The organism is Mesorhizobium sp. LNHC221B00 (assembly GCF_000502935.1).
GTDB classification, from domain to species: domain Bacteria; phylum Pseudomonadota; class Alphaproteobacteria; order Rhizobiales; family Rhizobiaceae; genus Mesorhizobium; species Mesorhizobium opportunistum.
This window is the reverse complement of record NZ_AYWR01000029.1, coordinates 40,243-59,289: the sequence shown is the minus strand read 5'-3', so window position 1 is coordinate 59,289 and position 19,047 is coordinate 40,243. Positions and strand designations below refer to the sequence as shown.

Annotated in this window: 19 protein-coding genes and 1 pseudogene; 6 read left to right on the top strand and 14 right to left on the bottom strand. The window is 64.7% G+C overall.

Annotated features, from left to right (window positions below; translation table 11 throughout):
• Nucleotides 1-552: pseudogene (locus tag X741_RS140360) on the bottom strand (WD40 repeat domain-containing protein); the annotation flags it as partial.
• A 159-nt stretch (nt 553-711) separates the two neighbouring features.
• On the opposite strand from X741_RS140360, the gene X741_RS1000000170570 reads away from it, so the two are divergent.
• Nucleotides 712-810 (top strand): hypothetical protein, encoded by a 99-nt coding sequence (locus X741_RS1000000170570; RefSeq protein ID WP_023767201.1) that lies wholly within the window; start codon nt 712-714, stop codon nt 808-810.
• A 50-nt stretch (nt 811-860) separates the two neighbouring features.
• Complete coding sequence (locus X741_RS1000000170565) at nt 861-968, top strand: hypothetical protein (protein WP_023767200.1); 108 nt, start codon at nt 861-863, stop codon at nt 966-968.
• 1 nt (nt 969) lies between these two features.
• Here the strand turns inward: X741_RS1000000170565 and X741_RS140365 are convergent, their stop codons facing one another.
• The 5 genes from X741_RS140365 to X741_RS140385 all read right to left on the bottom strand — a co-directional run bounded on the left by X741_RS140365 (nt 970) and on the right by X741_RS140385 (nt 5,840).
• The gene (locus tag X741_RS140365) at nt 970-2,163 is read right to left on the bottom strand and encodes a hypothetical protein (protein WP_023780258.1); all 1,194 of its coding nucleotides are present in this window, start codon (nt 2,161-2,163) and stop codon (nt 970-972) included.
• Between the two features lie 140 nt (nt 2,164-2,303).
• Complete coding sequence (locus X741_RS140370; RefSeq protein ID WP_023780257.1) at nt 2,304-3,074, bottom strand: exodeoxyribonuclease III; 771 nt, start codon at nt 3,072-3,074, stop codon at nt 2,304-2,306.
• Between the two features lie 7 nt (nt 3,075-3,081).
• Complete coding sequence (locus tag X741_RS140375) at nt 3,082-3,726, bottom strand: alpha/beta fold hydrolase (protein ID WP_023780256.1); 645 nt, start codon at nt 3,724-3,726, stop codon at nt 3,082-3,084.
• An 87-nt stretch (nt 3,727-3,813) separates the two neighbouring features.
• Nucleotides 3,814-4,938 carry a tetratricopeptide repeat protein gene (locus tag X741_RS140380; RefSeq protein WP_023780255.1) on the bottom strand — a complete coding sequence of 375 codons (1,125 nt, stop codon included), beginning with the start codon at nt 4,936-4,938 and terminating at the stop codon, nt 3,814-3,816.
• Nucleotides 4,935-5,840, bottom strand: coding sequence for a Ku protein (locus tag X741_RS140385; RefSeq protein ID WP_023767194.1), 906 nt, complete (start codon nt 5,838-5,840; stop codon nt 4,935-4,937). Before X741_RS140385 ends, X741_RS140380 begins: the two co-directional genes overlap by 4 nt.
• 274 nt (nt 5,841-6,114) lie before the next feature.
• Between X741_RS140385 and X741_RS1000000171595 the strand changes: the two genes are divergently transcribed.
• A complete protein-coding gene (locus X741_RS1000000171595) occupies nt 6,115-6,249 on the top strand; it encodes a hypothetical protein (protein WP_280940357.1) in 135 nt (44 codons plus the stop codon).
• Nucleotides 6,250-6,258: 9 nt separating this feature from the next.
• On the opposite strand, the gene ligD is transcribed toward X741_RS1000000171595, so the two are convergent.
• The 3 genes from ligD to X741_RS1000000170080 form a co-directional block, all read right to left on the bottom strand.
• Nucleotides 6,259-8,760 (bottom strand): DNA ligase D, encoded by a 2,502-nt coding sequence (gene ligD / locus X741_RS140390; RefSeq protein WP_023780253.1) that lies wholly within the window; start codon nt 8,758-8,760, stop codon nt 6,259-6,261.
• 246 nt (nt 8,761-9,006) lie between these two features.
• Nucleotides 9,007-9,231 carry a hypothetical protein gene (locus X741_RS140395; protein WP_031250567.1) on the bottom strand — a complete coding sequence of 75 codons (225 nt, stop codon included), beginning with the start codon at nt 9,229-9,231 and terminating at the stop codon, nt 9,007-9,009.
• A gap of 61 nt (nt 9,232-9,292) precedes the next feature.
• Nucleotides 9,293-9,499 carry a hypothetical protein gene (locus X741_RS1000000170080; RefSeq protein ID WP_156937953.1) on the bottom strand — a complete coding sequence of 69 codons (207 nt, stop codon included), beginning with the start codon at nt 9,497-9,499 and terminating at the stop codon, nt 9,293-9,295.
• Here X741_RS1000000170080 and X741_RS140400 point away from each other — a divergent pair.
• Nucleotides 9,489-9,803, top strand: a complete 315-nt coding sequence (locus X741_RS140400) for an EthD family reductase (protein ID WP_031250565.1) — start codon at nt 9,489-9,491, stop codon at nt 9,801-9,803. The two genes, X741_RS1000000170080 and X741_RS140400, sit on opposite strands and share 11 nt — an antisense overlap.
• A 7-nt stretch (nt 9,804-9,810) precedes the next feature.
• On the opposite strand, the gene X741_RS140405 is transcribed toward X741_RS140400, so the two are convergent.
• The 4 genes from X741_RS140405 to X741_RS140420 are packed head-to-tail and all read right to left on the bottom strand — an operon-like array spanning nt 9,811 to nt 14,762.
• Complete coding sequence (locus X741_RS140405) at nt 9,811-11,034, bottom strand: GNAT family N-acetyltransferase (RefSeq protein WP_031250564.1); 1,224 nt, start codon at nt 11,032-11,034, stop codon at nt 9,811-9,813.
• A 12-nt stretch (nt 11,035-11,046) separates the two neighbouring features.
• Nucleotides 11,047-12,291, bottom strand: coding sequence for a GNAT family N-acetyltransferase (locus X741_RS140410; RefSeq protein ID WP_023780249.1), 1,245 nt, complete (start codon nt 12,289-12,291; stop codon nt 11,047-11,049).
• A gap of 3 nt (nt 12,292-12,294) precedes the next feature.
• Nucleotides 12,295-13,596, bottom strand: coding sequence for a hypothetical protein (locus X741_RS140415; RefSeq protein ID WP_031250563.1), 1,302 nt, complete (start codon nt 13,594-13,596; stop codon nt 12,295-12,297).
• A complete protein-coding gene (locus X741_RS140420) occupies nt 13,593-14,762 on the bottom strand; it encodes a glycosyltransferase family 4 protein (RefSeq protein ID WP_032928332.1) in 1,170 nt (389 codons plus the stop codon). Before X741_RS140420 ends, X741_RS140415 begins: the two co-directional genes overlap by 4 nt.
• A 315-nt stretch (nt 14,763-15,077) precedes the next feature.
• Between X741_RS140420 and X741_RS140425 the strand changes: the two genes are divergently transcribed.
• The gene (locus X741_RS140425; protein WP_023780246.1) at nt 15,078-16,247 is read left to right on the top strand and encodes a DUF1972 domain-containing protein; all 1,170 of its coding nucleotides are present in this window, start codon (nt 15,078-15,080) and stop codon (nt 16,245-16,247) included.
• Nucleotides 16,244-17,515 carry a cellulase family glycosylhydrolase gene (locus X741_RS140430; protein ID WP_023780245.1) on the top strand — a complete coding sequence of 424 codons (1,272 nt, stop codon included), beginning with the start codon at nt 16,244-16,246 and terminating at the stop codon, nt 17,513-17,515. The genes X741_RS140425 and X741_RS140430 overlap by 4 nt, the downstream gene beginning before the upstream one ends.
• 199 nt (nt 17,516-17,714) lie before the next feature.
• Here the strand turns inward: X741_RS140430 and X741_RS140435 are convergent, their stop codons facing one another.
• On the bottom strand, nt 17,715-19,046 hold the full coding sequence (locus X741_RS140435; RefSeq protein WP_023780244.1) for a VpsF family polysaccharide biosynthesis protein: 1,332 nt from the start codon (nt 19,044-19,046) through the stop codon (nt 17,715-17,717).
• Nucleotide 19,047 lies beyond the last annotated feature (1 nt).

The following is a 19,047-nucleotide window of genomic DNA, read 5'->3' as shown; positions in this document are numbered from 1 at the left end:
CTCCGGCGGCGGCGCGGCAGGCATCTGCGGCGGAGCGGGCGGCACCGGTGTCGACGGCGGGTTGGCGGCTACCGGTGGTGGAGCCGGAGGTGCCGGTTCCACGGCTGGCGGCGTGCTGGCGACATCCTGGCTCTTCGGTTCATCAGGCTTGGGTTCGTCCGCCTTGGGCTCGCTGGCCACCTCGCCGCCATCATGCCACGGGCCGAACTGGTCAACGCCCAGCGCCGCCAGCACAACCAATGGCAAGGCAAAAAAGACCTTGCGCAGGCCAGGCCTGCCGGTCTCCCGCGCCTCCGCCGTTCGGCCGAACAGGGGCGCGCCGGCAAGGTGCGCCGGCCGGCCTGGCAAAAGACCGGCCCAGAGCAGCAAGGCGCCGACAAGGCAGGCAAGTCCCGCCACGGAGAAAACCAGAAGCCGCAGGGAGGCCGCATCTTGCGAAACGGAGGCCCGACCCCAGGCGAGGGTAGCGACGAGCGGATAAATCCGCGCCAGGCAGCCGATGGCAACCGCGGCCAGCAGAAACGCCAGCACCCTGTCAGCAAGTCTGTTCATCGCACCCTCCGCCCGTCCCTTCGAGCCAGGTTATCAGCGACATCAATACATCGCAAAAATAGTGGGAAGCCCCGCGGCGGCGGCCTTCAGGCGAGCGTGATTGACACCAGCCGACGATGTGGCACACTTCCAAAGGGGATATTCTGGAGAGCACAAGCCTTGAAGAAGATTTATGAGCGGCCTGCTCTGGTCAAGAAAGGCAATTTGAAGTCGATCACCGCCTCGGTCAACGGCGGCGTGGTGGTTTCCGGGCGGTGACTTCGGAACGCATCTGATTTTTTGTGGCGAAATATTGGGGAGACGGAACCATGAAGAAGACCTACGCGCGGCCTGCTCTGGTCAAAAAGGGCAATTTGAAACTGATCACGGCCGGGACCAACGGCACGGCCGTGACCTCGAACCCGCTCCCGCAATAGTTCAGCGCGTCAGCACCAAATCGTCCAGCACCATCTGCCAATGGTGTTTCGTCGAAAGACGGACACGGGTTATTTCTTTGAGCATCGGGGCGTAGTGCAGCGGTGAAAGCGCCGATAGCGCCAGCGCATCGCTGGCCACCAGTTGCTCACCCAGCCAACACTCGATCAGCGCCATCTCCCCTTCCGACTTTAGCCATGCAGCGCTCAAAAGCACGGAGTGGAACCCGAACGGCGTCTCGCTCCAGAACTCGGCCGGGTAGCCACTGCTGGTATAAGCCACGTGGTCGCCCGAGACATTGCCGTTGACATAGCCTTCGCTGCCCTTGGTGTGGTCCTGCGCCATGGCGTTCAGGTTGCGCCATTGCAGCCCGGCATGGCCGCATGGGATTTTGCGGAAGCCTCGCCCGGTGACGTCGTCGAAGCCGATCGTGCGCAACGCCGGCTTGCCAGGCAGCGTTTGCGGCGACATCAGCCCGAGATCGGTCGGATAGGGCGAAAGCGCAAGCTGCCGGTCGAGGGCGCCGCCGGCGATCACCACCGTGTCGGCCTCGCCGGCAAGCTCGAGCCGGAAGGCCGTGTCCGGCGCCAGCGCCCGGCTCTCCAGCTCTTGTCCGCTCGCCGTTACCGACAGTGTCGCGGCACGGTCTGCCGGCATTTTGCCCGCCAGGCTGCGCGGCGGCGCCAGGCCGACCGGCCTCGGCAGGTCCTGCGACACCAGACCGGTGGGCGAGCCCGGCTCCAGCCAGAAACGCTGCGATTGCGTCACGTTGGCACTGGGCGACCGCCATCCCGGTGGCACCGAAACCGAGAACCCGTAGGTGCCGGGTAAGCGGATCGCGGCATTGGCCGAAGATGTCGACATGGCAAAATTGGCAAAGCCAACGTTGTTTGTCCTGGCGGAAGCCACAAAGCCACCCTGCTCGTCGAACAGCCGCACCATGATACCGGCCATCGGCCGGTCGCCCACACCATATTCACCGTCGCGGTCGACATCGAAATAGACAAAGGACGAATAGTTGACGGTGCCGGTGCTGCGCCCCCAATCACCGCGCAAGGCATAATCGTTGGCCGGATCGGCCCGGCGAGCCGTGCGGCGACGGGACCGCGCTTGCCGCAACACCCAGACGACGCTTGCCGCGACCACGATGATGGCAGCGGCCGAGAGCAGGATTTCGACGAGGCCGAAATCATGCATGGCAGATACGCTTCGGTCGGCGATTGCTGTCGATGTTCATGGACAACCCGGCTGCAAGAGTAAGCAACGTAGCTTGCGATACCGCCGCTGCACAGATGGTGCCGGCAGTGACGGCGTGGTGATGCCGCAAGGCGCGTGCTTCACCTCAACTCCACCCAGACCGGCGCGTGGTCGCTGGCGCCGTCTTGGCCGCGCACGTCGCGGTCGATGCTGGCCCCTTTCAACCGGCGCGCCAGTGTCTTCGACAAAAGGATGTGATCCAGCCGCAGGCCGGCGTCGCGGGGCCATCGGTTCCGGCGGTAATCCCAGAAGGTGTAGAGCGTCTCGTTTGGATGCTTCTTGCGCAGCGCGTCGGTCCAGCCTTGCTCGAGAAGTGCGGCAAAGGCAGCCCGGCTTTCCGGCTGCACAAGCGCGTTGTCGTCATAGGAGCGGGTGGCATAGATGTCGCGCGGCTCGGGCACGATGTTGTAGTCGCCCGCCAGCACCACAGGCAGGCCGGTGTCGATGAGTTGTTCGGCATGTGCGTTGAGCCGTGCATGCCAGGCGAGTTTGTACTGAAATTTCGGCCCCGGCCGCGGATTGCCGTTCGGCGCATAGAGGCAGCCGATGACGATGCCGCTCACCGCCGCCTCGATGTAGCGGCTCTGCTTGTCCCCATCGCCGCCCGGCAAGGCATCGCGGGTCAGCACCGGCTCGGCGCCCCGCGCCAGGATGGCCACACCGTTCCAGGTCGGCTCGCCCTTCCACACCGCGCTATAGCCGGCATCTGCAAGCGCGGTGCGCGGAAACTGCATGTCGCGCGCCTTCAATTCCTGCAGGCAGACGACATCGGGGTTTGCGGTCGCCAGCCACGCCAGCAGGTTTTCCAGCCGGCTGTTGATGTTGTTGATGTTGAAGGTGGCGATCTTCATTGGCGGGTCAGGAGGCGATCCTGCCGACCCAATCCCTCACCGTCTCCGCCAGCGTCTTCAAATGATCGGCCGTCGAAAACCCCGAAATGCTCTTGCGCGGCTTCAGATCGTGGTCGCCATCCTCCAGCCAGACGACCTCGATGCTGTCGGAAAGCTCATAGCCCGCCACCTCCTCCGGCGTACCGAACTCGTCGCGCGTGCCCTGGAAGATCAGCGTCGGCGTCTTCAGCCCGATGAGATGCTTTGTCCGCAACTGCTCGGGCTTGCCAGGCGGATGGAAGGGATAGCCGAGGCAGACCAGCCCAGCGATCTCGCCCTTGGCGAACATCTCGTCGGCGACCATCGAGGCGACCCGCCCGCCCATCGACTTGCCGCCGATGATCAGCGGCCCAGTCACACCCCTGGCGCGAAGATCGGCGATCGCCTTGATGTATTCCGGGTTGACCGTCTCAGCTCGCGGTGGCGGCTTGCGATGGCCGTAGCGGCGGGCCGCCATATAGTGAAACTCGAAGCGCGCGACCTGGAAGCCGGCGGCGGCAAGAGCCTTGGCGGTGGCGGTCATGGAAGGAGAGTCCATCGACGCGCCGGCGCCATGAGCGAGCAGGATGGTGATGGGGGCGGTGTCGTGGCCGTCGAAGAGGAAGCTGGTCATGGAGTGGGGTCCAGCGCGACGGCGACGCTGCCAATCTCGCCCCTTGTGGGGGAGATCGGCTGTTATCGCGGCCTTCGCCAATCATGATCACCCCGCCGTCCGCGCCAGCTGCATATCCACGAACTGCACGCCCTTGGCCGCCACCCCAGCCCATTCCGACACCGCATCAAGCTCCAGATAGCGCACCCACAGCCGGCGTGCCTCCGGCAGATTGCCGGCGTCGAATTCGAGCCGGGCGAGGTTGAACACCGGATCGGCATAGGTCTTGTCGAGCGCGATCGCCTTCTGCAAATGCCTTCGCGCCGAGGCCTCGCGGCCCTGCTCGCTCATCAGCCCGGCGAGGTTGAACCAAGCTTCGACGAAGGCCGGGTCGAGTTTTATGGCGCGGGCGTAATCATGCGCGGCCTCCGCCGCGTGGCCGCCGGCGCGCAGGCAGTTGGCGCGGTTGAAGGCGGCAATGGCATCGGTCGGGTCGATGGCGAGGCAGCGCTGGTAGAGTATGGCGGCCCCGTCATGGTCGCCGCCCTCCTCCGCCGCCTCGGCCTCGGTGAACAGTTCCTCCAGCGTGTCCTCGCCACTGGCGGCAGCACCGAGATCGAACAGCAACTGCCCGTCGAGTTCGCTCTGGCCGCCTTCGAGATAGATCGCGTCGGGCCGACCGTGCTGCGAGCCGACATTGAGCGACTTGGCGGTCAGCGAGGCGACCGGGCCGGAGCGGTGCACGGAGCGCGCGATCGCCCCCCAGGCCGCGCCGCCGGCCACCAGCCCGGCATATTTGCGCGCCAGGATCAGGTCGCGGAAGGAATAGGGTTCCGCATCATGCTCGAAGGCATCGAACAGCGCGAGCAGGTCAAGATTGGTGCCGGACAGCCGCGATTGCTCGATCAGCGATTGCCGCGACAGGGAAGATGCCTCCGGCGCCTTCATCAGCCCGAGCCGGCGCAGGAAACCGTTCTCGCTGAGAAGCATGCGCCCAGCCACGCGCTCGGCGGCGACACGGCGCTCGATCTCGGCATCGCCGCCTTTCGTCAATCCGGCCCTGGCAAGAAGTGTGCGGCCAAACACGACATGCGTGGTGCGCCGGGTGATGCCACGCCTGAGCTGGCCGTGCAGGCGCTCGACCTCGCGCGCGGCGAGCCTGAGCGGAAACGCCGCCAGCGCGCCGATCGTGCCGAAGACGGCGCCTGGGACCGAAACGGCTGGTGCCGTCATTTCTTGCTCTTGCCGACCGCCTTCAGCAGATTGGCCTTCAGCGGATTTTCAGCCGCACCGCCCGCTGCCGCCTTCTTGGCAGCCGGCTTGGCGACTTCATCGGCCTTGCTCTTCGACTTGGCCGGCGGCTTCGACTGCGAAAGGCTGGCCTTCAGCGCATCCATCAGGTTGATGACATTGCCGCGTTCAGGGGCGGCCGCGATGATCGGCTTGTGCCCTTTGAGCTTCTCGCGGATCATGCCCATCAGGGCGATCTCATAGCGGTCTTCGTAGTTCTTCGGGTCGAAGGTGGTTTCCTTCTGCTTGATCAGCGCTTCGGCGAGTTCAAGCATTTCCGGGTCGGGCTTCCCGGCTGGAATGTTGCCGAAATATTCAGCCGTACCGCGCACTTCGTTCGGGTTCCTCAACGTGCACACGAACATGCCGTTCTCGCGCGCGCCGATCGTCACCACCCGCTCGCGGCTGGACAGCACAAGGCGAGCAATCGCCAGCTTGCCGGATTTGCGCATGGCTTCGCGCAGCACGGCAAAGGTCTCCTCCGCCATCGCGCCATCGGGCGCCATATAGTACGGTGCGTCCTGGTAGATGACGTCGACCTCATCCTCGTCGACAAAGGCCTCGATGTTCATCGTATGGTTGGATTCGATCCTCACCGCATCGAGGTCGGTATCGTCGATGATGATGTACTGCTTGTCCTCGTACTCGTAACCCTTGACCAGGTCCGAGCGCTCGACGAGCCCGAGTTCCGGATCGACCGGCTTCATGTTGATGCGGTTGTGGGTCTTCTTGTGCAGCTGATTGAACGAGATGCGTTCGCTGGCGCTGGTGGCGGGATACAGCCGCACCGGACAGCTCACCAGACTGAGCTTGAGATAACCCTTCCAACTTGCCCTGGGCGCCATGCTACACTCCTACGCGGCCATGCACTGACAAAGAACTGCAGCGCTTTCGTCCGAAGGACGATTGGCGCCGTGGAAATCCTACACCGACCCCGCACAATACCGGCAAATCCCTGACGAAACCTTCCGGGACGTCTTTGAGGTCGTTGGGGAGAGAATAATTCAAATTGTCGGAACCGTCGATGGATTGGGCGAAACCATGCTCTGCTGGAGGGACAGCACCCCCTTCTGCCCTGCCGGGCATCTCCCCCGCAAGGGGGGAGATTGGATGTCGGGAATGCCTTCGCCAATCTCCAACATCGAAAAACTGGCACTATCGGCGACGCTGCCGATCTCCCTCCTTGCGGGGGAGATGGCCGGCAGGCCAGAGGGGGGTGTGAAGGATCGCGACGCTTCTGACCTGCGCTCCTAGCCAGCAGCACTACCTTACCGGCTGGATCACCGGCAAATCCCGCGCGAACTCCTCGATCTCCGCCCAGGGATCCCCCGATGTTTCCAACAACCCCGGCAGCGACGAATAGTTCAGGTCCTGCGGCGCATCGATCGTCTCCAGATCGCCCCAGCTCACCGGCGTCGAGGCCGGCAGGTTGGTGCGCGCCCGCAGCGAATAGGGGGCAGCGGAGGTATGGCCGCGCGCGTTGCGGTGATAGTCGATGAAGATGCGCTTCTTGCGGTTCTCCTTGCCCATTGTGGTGGTGAAAGTGTCGGGCGCCGTCGCCGCCAGATGGGTCGAGATGGCGCTGGTTGCCTGGTGCAGCTTCTTCCAATTCTGCTTGCGCGTCACGGGAACCGTGATGTGGATGCCGTTGCCGCCCGAAGTCTTGGCGAAGGGCACCAATCCCAGCCGCTCCAGCTCGCCTCTGATGTGGACGGCGGCCTCGACCACCTCGCGCCATGAAATCCCCTCGCCCGGGTCGAGGTCGAAGACGATCTGGTCGGGCTTGTCGAGGTTAGCGCGATGCGTGCCCCAGGTGTGGAACTCGACGACGCCGAACTGCGCCAGCGCGAGGTAGCCCTTGGCGCCTTCCACCGAGAGGTAGGATTTGGTCTCGCCTTCGGAATTGGTCGCCGCGAAGGTCGCGACCGAAGGCGGCATGCCGGTGAAGGCGTGGCGCTGGAAGAAACAGTCCTTGGGCAGGCCGGTCGGGCAGCGCACCAGCGACACGGGACGGCCGAGAATATGCGGCAGCATGAAGTCGCCGACCAGCGCGTAGTAGACGGCGATATCGAGCTTGGTCGGCCCGGTCTTGCCGAACAGCCGCCGGGTCGGGTTGGTTACCCAGATGGTGGCGAGGTCCGCCTCCGAGATCAGCCTTTTGCGCTTGGCCGAAACCGGCGTCGACAAGCCGACATCCCGCAGGCCCCGGAACACCGCGTGGCGCAGCGCATTGTCTGATGTGCGGTTGGCATAGTGGATGTGGGCCGAGAACAACGGCTTCACCCAGTTCATCTCGCGCATGATCTCGCGCGGCACGCCTTCCGGCGCGGTCGCGCCCAATGTCAGCGTCTCCAGCCGGGCGAGCAGGTCGGCGGCGGTTTCGGCATCGAAACCGGTACCGACCTTGCCGCGATAATGCAGCTCTCCGTCCTCGAACTCGGCAAGGCCGAGCGCGGCGAGCCCCTCGGCCGCGTCGGATATGGTGAAGCCGGCGATGACGAAATCGCCGGTCTGCCGCGCCTTCGTCTTGGTCCAGCTCTTGGTGCGGCCGCTCTGATAGGTCGCGGTCGCCCGCTTGGAGACCACGCCTTCCAGCCCGAGCTCCGAAGCCTGGTCGTATAGCCCCTGCCCCGAACCTTCGACATGGTCGGAGAACTGGATGGCGGAGTTGGCGCCCAGCCCGCCAAGCAATTCGGCCAGCAGCGCCTTGCGCCGAAGGAGCGGCGCCTTCGTCAGGTCCCAACCGTCGAGATGCAGGAGATCGAAGGCATAGAAATGCAGCTTGCTGCCGGCGCCCTCGGCCAGCGCATCCTGCAGCAGCGCGAAGCGGCTGATACCTCGGCCATCGAGCACGACGATCTCGCCGTCGATGATGGCCTCACGGCACGGCAGTTTGGCAAAGGCATGCGGAAGATCGCCATAGCGCTTCGTCCAATCGATGCCCGCGCGGGTCATCAATCTCACCGCTCCGTCTGTGAGATGCGCCATGGTGCGATAGCCGTCGAACTTGATCTCGTGCAGCCAGAGCTCGTTTGTGTTCTCGGCAAGGCTTTCGCCGCCCGGCGGCTTCGGCACCTGTGTCGCCAATTGCGGCTCGATGCGGCTCAGCGCCCGCGCCTTGACCGCGCCGGGCAGCGTGCCCGGCTTCAGCGACCCGGGCTTGGGCGCGGATCTGGCCGCCGGTTTCGCGGACGCCGCCAGTTCCTCGATGCGCAATCCGGATTTCACGCTTTCCGGCCGCGCTTCCAGGATGTCGAGTGCGGTATCGGAGGCAAGGTCGCGCTCTTTGAACAGCAGCCAGTTTTTCTTGTTCTCATCCTCGCCGGGTTTGAGCTTCAGCCTGGTCAGCATCCAGCCGCCATTGAGCTTTTCGCCGGCCAGCCGGAACTTGAAGGCGCCTGTCCCGAGGCTCTTCTCGACATCATCCATCGGCGCCCAGGTGCCGGTATCCCAGACGATCATCGGCCCGCCGCCATACTCGCCTTCGGGAATGACGCCCTCGAAGTCGATATATTCTAGCGGATGATCCTCGGTCTCGACCGCCAGCCTTTTGTCGGCGGGGTTGAGCGAGGGTCCGCGCGGCACCGCCCAGCTCTTCAGCACATCGCCGACCTGGAGCCTGAGATCGTAATGGTCAGCGGTGGCGTGATGCTTGTGGACGACGAAGCGGTTGCCGTGAGCGGTGGTCAGCCCGCCCGCCGGCTCCGGCGTCTTGGAGAACTCGCGCTTGGCGCGATAGGTTTTCAGTTTCGGAGACGTGGTCATGGCATGGAGCGAAGTATGGCAACCAAGTACCAGCGTCTCGTTCCGTCACACCCCCGTCTGTCCTGCCGGACATCTCCCCCGCAAGGGGGGAGATTGGATGTCGCGAATGCTTTCGCCAATCTCCGATGGCGAAGAAGAGACGCCAAGCTCGAAGCTGCCGATCTCCCCCCTTGCGGGGGAGATGGCCGGCAGGCCAGAGGGGGGTGCTGTCCCTCCAGCGTTCCGGAAGGAGTGGGGATCACGCGCTCAATCGTCAGCAACCGGCGTCAGCTCGAGCTCGGCCGGGGTCAATCCTTGCTGCAGCTGGCTCAGCCGGAACTCATCCACCCAATAGGCCTCGCCGTCGACCAGCACGCGCGCCTGGTAGGCGCCGTCTGAAAAGCTCTGCGCGGTGATGTAGACCTTGTGGCGATCGAGCGCCTTGCGCACCGCGGCGCGCTTGGCATTCTGGCCGGAGACGGGACTGAACATGACGCTGCCCTCGGTCGCCCTGACAAACAACACGGCCGCTCCCGCGGCCCGGCGACTGGCCTCAAGGATGACGGAGACGCACGGTCCTGTCAATTTCGCGCACCTCAGTCAAATTCTGCCAGGCTTTTGAAAAGGTTTGGGCCTCGGCCTGAATCAAAACATGAGACCGCTGTCGAAATCCGTTCTCCTGGAACGACATTGGTGCGGCGGCGATGAACATCGCGGCGCCGATCACGCCAGACAATGGGAGCACCACAATGGCCAACATGCTTGTCATCTACAAAACCCCCGCCGATCCGGCTGCCTTCGACCGGCATTATTTCGACATCCACGTGCCGCTGGCCAAGCAGCTTCCCGGCCTGCAACGCTACGAGATCAGCCGGCGGCCGATCGTGAATGTCCTGCAGGGTGAGGTGCCCTACATCGTGGCGACGCTTTATTTCGACAGCCTGGAGGCTATCCGCAGCGCCTTTGCCAGCGAGACCGGCAAGGCCTGTGCGGTGGACCGGCGCAAATTCGCCGGCGATGACGACCTGATGACAATGCTGCTTTTCGATACCGAACCGCTGTAAACTGGCTTCAGTCCTTCAACCGCCGCAAACGGCGCATCGCGCCCTGCACGGCCTTGAACAGCCCTGGCCGGGAGCGAATGAAAAGCTCGGTCTTCCCGCGCAGCCTGATATAGGCGGTCGAGCCCCTGCCCCGCAGCGTTATCGGTATGCACAGCTCGGCCAGCGCCGAACTCGACGCGCCGATATGCTGCTTGTAGCCTTGGCCGCCGACCGACAGGTCGAAATAGTCGAGCCCTCGCGCACGTCCCCACATCATCAGCTTGCCGATCATCGTCAGGCCCGGCGCGGCGTTGGCGACCGCGTCCTGATCGATCCCGAGCAGAAGGGCGTGCATGGTGCCCTTCATGATCAGCACGTACATGACGGCGAGATAGTCTTGACCGACACGCAGCCCGAAGACCCGCACCGATCCGTCGGTCAGGCCCCGCATGGCCGCGTCGCGGTAGAAGTCGACGACCGGCGCCTGGGTCAGGAGGTCGAAACGCCCGAGCTCGCGAAACCGTTTCAGCCGCAGTTCGAGGAGCTTGTCGAAGAGTTCCTGCGTCAGCGCCGGCGTGTCGGCCTCGACTAGGACGAGCCCGCCCATTTGTTCGAAGCGGCGGCAATGCTTGTGGAAATTCTTGGCGAAGGACGATTTGCAGATGCGCTTGATCAGCGTCTCCGGTTCGCCGTGCAGCACGAGGCCCGAGGCGATCTGGATCGAGTCGCGCGCCACCGAAAGCAGCCCCAGCGGATTGGCGACGCCGTGGATCTGCTGCGGGATGCCCGCGATGTGGATGCGGTCCGCCGGTGGCAGAACCGAGCGGATAGTGGTCCAGGCTGCGTCGGCACTTTGCGTGGTCCATTGTCTCTTATCCGCCAGCAGCGGTGCCGAATAATCGCATACGCCGCAGCTCAGCCATTCGATCACAGTGTGGCCGAGTGCCCGACGTCGCATCAGCGGCAGCAACATGACAGGCGCGCCGGTGGCGGCGTCATTGACTTCGACGACGAGCAGGTCGGCGCCTTTGGGCATCAGCCGTTTGGCGATCCCGTCCACCCAGGCAAGGCTCTGGTGGCCAGTACACAGGCCATGCGCCTCAACGAGCAGCCATAGCAGCCTTGCCGTGTCGAAGCTGGTGTGCAGCCGGGCCGTAAAGCGCTGGGTTGCAGCAGCACCGGCGACAGTCGGAGAAGGCGAGCCATCGGGCAAATCCGCTGTCGGAGTCGTTCGCATCGCGTAGCTTGCCACATGCTTCTCCTGTCATTGCGGCTCGCTGGATCCCCCACGCAAACGCCGCAAGCCTCGCATCAGTCCCTGGGCCGCCTTGAGCAGCCTTGGGTTGGAGCGCACGAAGGCCTCGGCCCGGTTGCGGAACTCGATAGCAGCGCCCGCGACACTGCCACGCATCGTAACCCCCTGGCGAAGCTCGGCCAGCACCGAACCCTTGGCGCCCATATGTCCCTTATAGCCCTGGTTGCCGACCGACAGATCGAAATAATCGAACCGCCGCTCGCGCGCCCAGCCTATCAGCCTGCCCATGATCAAAAGGCCAGGTGAGACGTTGGGAACCGCATTCTGGTCTATCGCTATCAGCAAAGCGTGAACAGTGCCTTGATGGACGACCAGATATTGAGCGGCGATCAGAGCCTCGCCAACGCGCAGCCCGAAGAGCCGCACCGATCCGTCCGACAGGCCCCGCAGGGCGGCTTTGCGATAGAAATCGACAACCGGCTCTTGCGTCAGCAGGTCGAAACGGCCCATTTCGCGAAAGCGGTTGAGCCGCATCCGGACCAGACCGTCGAAGATGAGCTCGACCAGGGCGGGTGTGTCGGCCTCGACAAACTCCAGGCCGCCGAGCCGTTCGAGCCGGCGCCAGTCCTTGCCGAATTCCTTGACGAAGGATGGCCTGCACAGACGCTTGAGGACGGTTTCCGGATCGCCGTCGATGGCGAGCCCATAAGTGGTCTGCATGGAATCGCGCGTGGCCGCGAGCAAGGCCAGTGGATTGGCGACGCCGTCGATCCGCCGCGGAATTCCGGTGATGTGGACGCGGTCCGCCGGCGGCAGCACGGAGCGCACCGCCGCCCACGCGGCCTGCGCGGATTGTGCGGTCCACGCGCTCGCGTCGGCCAGCAGCGGCGCCGAATAGTCGCAGACGCCGCAGCTCAGCCACTCGATCACCCGATGGCGGAAGGCTGGCCGCAGCATCAGCGGCACCAGCATCAGGGGCGCGCCGGTCACCGCATTGTTCACTTCGACGATGAGCGCCTCCGCGCCGGCCGGCATCAGCCGCGCCACGATCCCCTCGACCCAGGCAAAATGCTGGTGGGCGGTGCAGACACCATCCGCCTGGAAGCGCAGCCAGAGCGGCCTGACCGCCTCGAGGCTTGTGTGCAATCGCGCCGTGTAGGCGTCGTTCGCAGGGACAGCGGCAGGTTGGGAGACCTGCCCGCCGGGCAGGCCGTCCACCGCAGCAATTTGCACTGCCTCGCCTGTCAAATCCATCTCCTACCGCTTTGCCGCGGCGAACGGGACCGCTCGCCGCCACGTGCCCGGCCGGCTGTTGCGCTGCTGGTCCGGGTGCTCGATGTTCCACATGCGATGACGCACGAAATACCATGATGCCACGAGCACGAAGATCTCCGAGATCGCGGAACCCGCCAGCGACCAAGGTGGAGAGGCTATGGCCAGCAGGATCGCGATCAGCGCCAGCCCGACGATCGCGCCGCCCGTCGTGATGAACGCGACGATGCGGAAATCGCCGAGGATCTCGAGCACGATGCGGGGCATGATGTAGAGCATGATCGGGACAAAATTCGCGATCACGAACACTCCGATGAAGCCCACCGAGGCATCCTGTAGGGCTTGGGATTTTATCATCGGCAAGACCGCCATGATGGCGCACCCATAGACCAGGCCGCCGAGCCCCATGACGAGCGACCAGATTTTTGCCTGCGCCCAGACACGGGCCGTTTCGTTGTTCCGCATCAGCTTCGCCAGCTCCGGCTGCGTCATGTTCACGAAGGCAAGACTGATGATGCGCAGCGGGGCAAACAGCACCAGCACCGCCGCCAGCGGAGCATAGGCGGCAGGCCCGGCAATGCCGGCGACCAACAGCGCCAGGCATTGGCCTTGGATGTTGGTGGTGGTGGCGCTGAAACCCGACCACCGCAGTTGGGGCCAGAGCCTTGCATAGCGCCGCCGCGTCGGCATGCGGAAGCTGATGCGGATCGTGCGGCGCGCCAGCCGAACCAGGACGACGATGCCAAACACATTCGCCGCGGCGAGAGCATAGAACACCGTCTGCAGCGCGCCCTGGGCGAACCAGATGGTGAACCCGGTCAGGACGGTGCCGGCGATGGTGAAGGCGGCGTCGCTGATGGAGACGACCACCTGCTGGCGACGGGCGAAGAATGCCGTGCGCATGTGGCTGCGCAACGACCATGCGCCGACAAAGCAGCCGGCGGCGATGCCGCTCGGATCGCCCAGGACGCGCATCAGGATCGCGGTGCCAACGGCCATCAGCAGCGCCACCACCACCGCCGCCGTCCCGAAGGCGACATCATGGGCGTCGACGCCGGCGCTGTTGGTGCTCTTGCTCATCCAGATCGAGGCGGGAACGGCGGTGAGCGATCTGATGTAGGACAGGCCGACGCCTCCCATCACCATGCCAATGGCGAACAGGCCGTAGCCTTGTGCCGACAGCATGTGCAGCAGCGTCAGGTTGAGGGCAAAGTGAAAGCCGCTCTGCATCGCTTCGCCGCCGACCATCAGCACGAGGCGCCGCACCAGATGGCCCGGGAATCTCACGATCGTGTCTCCGCCTGGCGGCTGCTTGCCGCCCTGCCCGGCCTTGCCATGGTCGCCTTCAGCTTGTCGGCGGCGATCGCTGCGATCGCGGCCGCCGCGACCGGTTCGCTGAAGACCGCATCGTAGCGCGCGCGGCCTGCGGCGACAAAACCGCGCCAGGCCTCGGGAGTGAGGATGATCTCCTGCAATTTCCTCGACAGCGCCGCTGCGTCGCCCGGCGGCACATGCCAGCCGGTCTCGCCGTCGCTGACCACCTCGACCAGTCCACCGATCGCCGACACCAGCGGCGGCCGGCCATAGGCCATCGCCTCGATGGCGACACGGCCCAGCGATTCGGGGCGTCGCGACGGCACCGTGACGATGTCGGCCCAGCGGTAGTGCTCCGAAGGGTCGGGTATGAAAGGCAGGACGCTGACACGCCCGGTCAGGCCCATTCTGCCGACCAGTTCGGCCAAGGCGCGCTCGCGCTCGACGCTTTCGAAGGCGCCGCCGACCAGCCGCACCTCGATCCTCGACTTGAGTTCCGCCGGCATCGAGGCGATCGCCTCGAGCAGCACTTCCTGGCCCTTGATCCGGTTGATGCGGCCAAGCAGCAGCACCCGCAGCGGGCGCTTGCCGTCATAGGTCATCGCTTCAACCGCCGGCGGGCCGGCAACGCCGTTATAGACTACATGCGAGCGCGCGGATTTGGGCTCACCGAATGCGGCGCGGGTTGCGCGCGAGTTGAAGATGAGATCGGCATGGCTCCAGTGCATCAGGCCGACGAGGATCCGGCGCATGGCGCCTTCGGGAATTTCATGGATGTGCAGCACCGCCTTGCTGGGCAGGAAGCGAGCAGCCAACGCGTAATCGGCGACGATCGAGGTGTTGACGTAGGTGAGATCGCAATTCCTGAGCCGCCGCCATGCTCTCAGCACGGCAATCGGCAGTCGCGCCATCTCGACAGTGGCAAGGCGCGCGATGGCCTGGCGCCTCAGCACCCACAGCGGCTCGAAGACGATGCGGCTGGCATGCGGTTCGAGGATCCCTACGATCGGGCCGCTGCGCGGCAGCACGACTTCGATGTCGGCGGACGGAAACGCCGCGCGCAACGCAGCGACGCTCTCCGCGAAGCTGCGGTCTGAACCATAGAGTTCATATCCCTGATGAACGCAGGCAATCCGCATCTTTGTATCCGCCAGGTGCTGCACCATCGCATTGACTGACGGCGTGCAGAAACCGCCACGCAAAAATCATGCCTGGCTTGATCTGCCCGGCCGCCGGCCAACCAACCATTGCACTGCCTCGTTTCGATGCAGCTACGCACAGAAGGGTTGACCGAGAATGAAACAATCACCGGTCCAACACTGTTTTTTTACAACCCGGAGCGATGATCACCTGCCCAAACGCGAAGATTGTGGGATGGCACGGAAGTTGCCGGTCTCTAATTATTAATGCAGCAATTGCTAATATAAAGAACCTCTCTGAAAGCGCCAACAGCCATGAAATCGGAAAAGCCTTCCATCCTGATCCTGGGGACCCGCGGCATCCCCGCGGCCCATGGCGGCTTTGAAACCTTCGCCGAGAAGCTAGCGCTTTTCCTCGCCGGGCGCGGCTGGAAGGTCGGCGTCTACTGCCAGGAGGAGGTCGAGCGGGTCGACCGGAGGATGCGCACCGAAACCTGGCGCGGCATCGAACTCATTCACATACAGGTCGCGTCGAAAGGACCGCGCGCGACGCTGGAGTTCGATTGGCAATGCGTGCTCGACGCCGCCCGGCGGCCCGGCGTATGCCTGGTGCTCGGTTACAATGGCGCGGTCTTCCTGACCTGGCTCAGGCTGATGCGACGCAAGATTATCACCAACATGGACGGCATCGAATGGCGCCGCCCAAAATGGGGACCGGCGGCACGCACATGGTTCTGGCTCAACGAGTGGATCGGCGCCTGGGCCTCGCACCGCCTGGTCGCCGACCATCCTGTCATCGCAGACCATCTGGCGACGCGCCGGCCGCGCAGTGCCATCACCACCATCGCCTATGGCGCCGACCCGGTGACGGCGGCACCGGAGGCGCCGGTTCGTGCGCTCGGCCTCGAGCCCGGCAAATACCTGGTCTCCATCGCGCGCATCGAGCCCGACAACAACATCCTGCCGATCGTCGAGGCCTTCTGCAGCCAAAAGCGCGACATGAAGCTGGTGGTGCTGGGCACGCTCTCCGACGAAATCCCCTATCATGTCGCCATCCGCAAGGCGGCGAACGCCTCTGTGGTCCTGCCGGGCGCCATCTACGACCAGGCAACGGTGAAGGCGCTGCGGTATCACGCGCGCGCCTACCTGCATGGCCACACGGTCGGCGGCACCAACCCTTCGCTGGTCGAGGCACTGGCCGCCGGCAACATGGTGATCGCCCACGACAATCCGTACAACAGGTGGACCGCGGGTGCCGCCGCCATCTTCTTCAAGGATACGCAGGGCTGCGCCGAGCGGATGCAGCAGGCGCTGGAGGACGATGTCCTGGTCAAGGCCTGCGGTGAGGCAGCGAGGACCCGCGCCCGCGAAGCCTTCCGCTGGGAGGATGTCCTGGTCGCCTACGAGAATGAAGCCTACCGGCTTCTCGGCGTAACCGCTGCCGAGAGGGTCGCGATCGACCGTCCCTCGGCCGGCGCGGTATGACGGGCTGGTCCCGACGGCGGCTTCTCAGGACGGCGCTGTCGCTGGCGCCGGCGGCAGTGGCCCTGGCACCGCTTCCGTCGGCAACGCCCGCCCTCGCCGCCCGTGCCGAATGGCGCTTTCGCCGCGGCGTCAACGCCTGGCCCTGGTTTGCGCTGACGCGTGAATTTCCGGCACCGCGAACCGACTATGCCTGGCCGCCGTTCCAATCGCAGCGGCCGGTGCCGACACCAGAGGATCTTCGCCGGCTGCGCAAGACCGGGCTCGATTTCATCCGCCTGCCCGTCGATCCCGGCCCGTTCCTGGCAGCCGACGCCGCCACGCGCGGCAAGTTGCTGGACATGCTCGACGCGGCCGTCACCGCCACAATCGACGCCGGTCTCGGCATCATCGTCAACGTCCAGGCCAATGGCGCCACCCACTACTGGAACCCCGACCGCATGGTCTCCAGCACCGCGGCGCCCGAATTCGCGGCCTATCGGGCGCTGGTCGGCGAGCTTGCGGGCAGGCTGGAGCGGTTCACGCCGGGCATGGTGGCGCTGGAGCCGGTCAACGAACCGCCGCAATCCTGCGATTCCAACGTCTGGTCGCAGGTCCAGCTTGCCCTTCTGACGGCGGCCAGGGCATCGTCCGCGACCTTGCCGATGGTCGTCACCGGCGGCTGCGGCTCGATGGTGAGCGGGTTGACTGCGCTCGATCCCGAACCGCTGGTTGCCTTCGAGCCGATCCTGTTCACCTTTCATTTTTACGAGCCCTATCTGTTCAGCCACCAGGGCGCGCCGTGGATGCGCGAGCCCGTCTACCGCGCGCTGAACAATGTGCCATGGCCGGCCTCAGCCGGTTCGCTCGACGCGACGCTGGCCTCCGTCAGGGCACGCATGGCCAAGGATACCGAGACCTCTGAAGCGGACAAGAAAGCCGCCTACGCGGAAACCGAGCGCGTGCTGAAGGTCTATTTCGACGCCCGGCCCGACCGCTGGTTCATCGACAAATATCTCAGCCAGGCGCGCGACTGGGCCGACAGCCATGGCATTGCACCGGACCGTGTCGTCCTGGGCGAATTCGGCGCGCTGCGCACCGACGCGCGTTATGTAGCAGCGCCCAATCCCGACCGCGCCCGCTACATCGCCGATGTCAGGCAGAGTGCCGAGTCGTTCGGCTTCCCCTGGGCCTTCTGGGACCTCTTCGATGGCATGGGCATGATGGACGACACCACCCGCGCTCTGGACCCGGCGATGGTGGAGGCGCTTGGATTGAGGATGCCGGAGTAGGCGTCTTTCTAAATACGGTTGAGTTCCTTGGCGCCCCCCTCTGTCCCGCCGGACATCTCCCCCTCAAGTGGGGAGATTGGCAGTTTTGGCGCCGGCTCGTTGCTTGCAACATAGGCGATTGGCAAAAGCCGGTGCAACATCCGATCTCCCCACTTGAGGGGGAGATGTCCGGCAGGACAGAGGGGGGCGCCGTAGGGCGCTACCTTCGCAACCCCGGTGCGCTCCGCCCCACCGCAACCCGCGCCGGCCTGTACAGCACCAGCGCGATCGCCACGAATTTGGTCATGAGCGTTGTCTTGGACGCCAAGCTCTCGGAGGTGTTGAGCAGGATCAGCCAACCCAGCATCGGCAGCCAGATGCCGGGATGGCAGCGGCGCGCGACCTCGTGCATGAACAGGGTGAAGCCGAGCAGCATCAGCAAGGTGAAGAACGCGCCCTGGTAGAGGACCAGGCGGATGATCGGATTCTCGATGCCCTGCTCGAGGCCGCTGATGCGGCGCATGCTTTCGAGGAGATCGATATCGGGCCCGACGATCAGGTCGCGCAGTTCCAGATGCTTGAAGAGCTCGAACATTTCGACGCGGGCATTGGCGCTGCCGCTGTCCGACACGAAGCGCTCGAGCAGTGCATCGAAGAAGCCGTAGGAGAACAGCATGGCGAACACGACCGGCAGCAGCGAGGCGAGCATGACCGCAAGGGCGGCGCCCGGCAGGCTGATGCGTCCTCGCCGCAAGTAAGCCACGCCCCTGATAAGCAAATAGATGCCACCGAGAACAATCGTCGTCACCATCGCCGAGCGCCCGCCGAACGCGACCAGCGCGGCGAATTGCAACCCGACCAGCCCGAGCCTCATCGGCATCGACAGCGATCGTGAGCCCGAAAGCAGCGCCAGCACATAGATCGAGGTGATCGTGGCATTGGCCAGCGGATGCCCCTGAAGGGCGGTCGAGCGCAGGTCGGAGACGAACATCACGCCGTCGAGCCGGTAGGGGAAGATCAGCGTCTTGGTCGCGAATTCGAACAGCGCCAGCAGTGCATTCGCCGTCATGACCGCATGGACGACCGTCTGCAGCCGGGCGAAGGTCCGTTCGTCGTTCTCGCTCAGCATCATCACCAGCAGCGCCGGTGTCACGAACGTGTCGATCATACCGGCCATGCCGGGGCGTTGCCTGACGATGACGATGAGCAGCAAAAAGATCGAAATGACTGCCAGCAATGCACTGGCCGGCCGCCTGTCGGCGACATGGATAGTGTAGCCGACCGGATTGCCGAACGTGCATGAGCGCCAGACAAACGCCAGCACCAATACATAGGTGGACGGGTGGATCTTGGTCGCCGGATTGCCGATCAGGCCGTCATAATTGTAGCCCACCAGCCATAGCATGCCGCCCGAGACGGCGAACAGCAAAGCCACCGTCGCGACCAATCCGAAGCGGGTCACCAAGTCGACGGAGCTGCCGGCGCGGGGCGCGGCGGCTCGACCAGCTTCTGTCCAGCTGGCTGCCGGGTTGGTGGCCCGGACGGCAGCCATG

Bases quoted from the DNA above. Each gene is read 5' to 3' on its own strand.
- X741_RS140430 (WP_023780245.1), top strand. From the start codon at position 16,244: ATGACGGGCTGGTCCCGACGGCGGCTTCTCAGGACGGCGCTGTCGCTG.
- X741_RS1000000171595 (WP_280940357.1), top strand. From the start codon at position 6,115: ATGCCTTCGCCAATCTCCAACATCGAAAAACTGGCACTATCGGCGACG.
- X741_RS140410 (WP_023780249.1), bottom strand. From the start codon at position 12,291: ATGGATTTGACAGGCGAGGCAGTGCAAATTGCTGCGGTGGACGGCCTG.
- X741_RS140420 (WP_032928332.1), bottom strand. From the start codon at position 14,762: ATGCGGATTGCCTGCGTTCATCAGGGATATGAACTCTATGGTTCAGAC.
- X741_RS140365 (WP_023780258.1), bottom strand. From the start codon at position 2,163: ATGCATGATTTCGGCCTCGTCGAAATCCTGCTCTCGGCCGCTGCCATC.
- X741_RS140385 (WP_023767194.1), bottom strand. From the start codon at position 5,840: ATGGCGCCCAGGGCAAGTTGGAAGGGTTATCTCAAGCTCAGTCTGGTG.
- X741_RS140380 (WP_023780255.1), bottom strand. From the start codon at position 4,938: ATGACGGCACCAGCCGTTTCGGTCCCAGGCGCCGTCTTCGGCACGATC.
- ligD (WP_023780253.1), bottom strand. From the start codon at position 8,760: ATGACCACGTCTCCGAAACTGAAAACCTATCGCGCCAAGCGCGAGTTC.
- X741_RS1000000170565 (WP_023767200.1), top strand. From the start codon at position 861: ATGAAGAAGACCTACGCGCGGCCTGCTCTGGTCAAAAAGGGCAATTTG.
- X741_RS1000000170080 (WP_156937953.1), bottom strand. From the start codon at position 9,499: ATGTTGGCCATTGTGGTGCTCCCATTGTCTGGCGTGATCGGCGCCGCG.
- X741_RS140370 (WP_023780257.1), bottom strand. From the start codon at position 3,074: ATGAAGATCGCCACCTTCAACATCAACAACATCAACAGCCGGCTGGAA.
- X741_RS140375 (WP_023780256.1), bottom strand. From the start codon at position 3,726: ATGACCAGCTTCCTCTTCGACGGCCACGACACCGCCCCCATCACCATC.
- X741_RS140395 (WP_031250567.1), bottom strand. From the start codon at position 9,231: ATGTTCAGTCCCGTCTCCGGCCAGAATGCCAAGCGCGCCGCGGTGCGC.
- X741_RS140435 (WP_023780244.1), bottom strand. From the start codon at position 19,046: ATGGCTGCCGTCCGGGCCACCAACCCGGCAGCCAGCTGGACAGAAGCT.
- X741_RS140425 (WP_023780246.1), top strand. From the start codon at position 15,078: ATGAAATCGGAAAAGCCTTCCATCCTGATCCTGGGGACCCGCGGCATC.
- X741_RS140400 (WP_031250565.1), top strand. From the start codon at position 9,489: ATGGCCAACATGCTTGTCATCTACAAAACCCCCGCCGATCCGGCTGCC.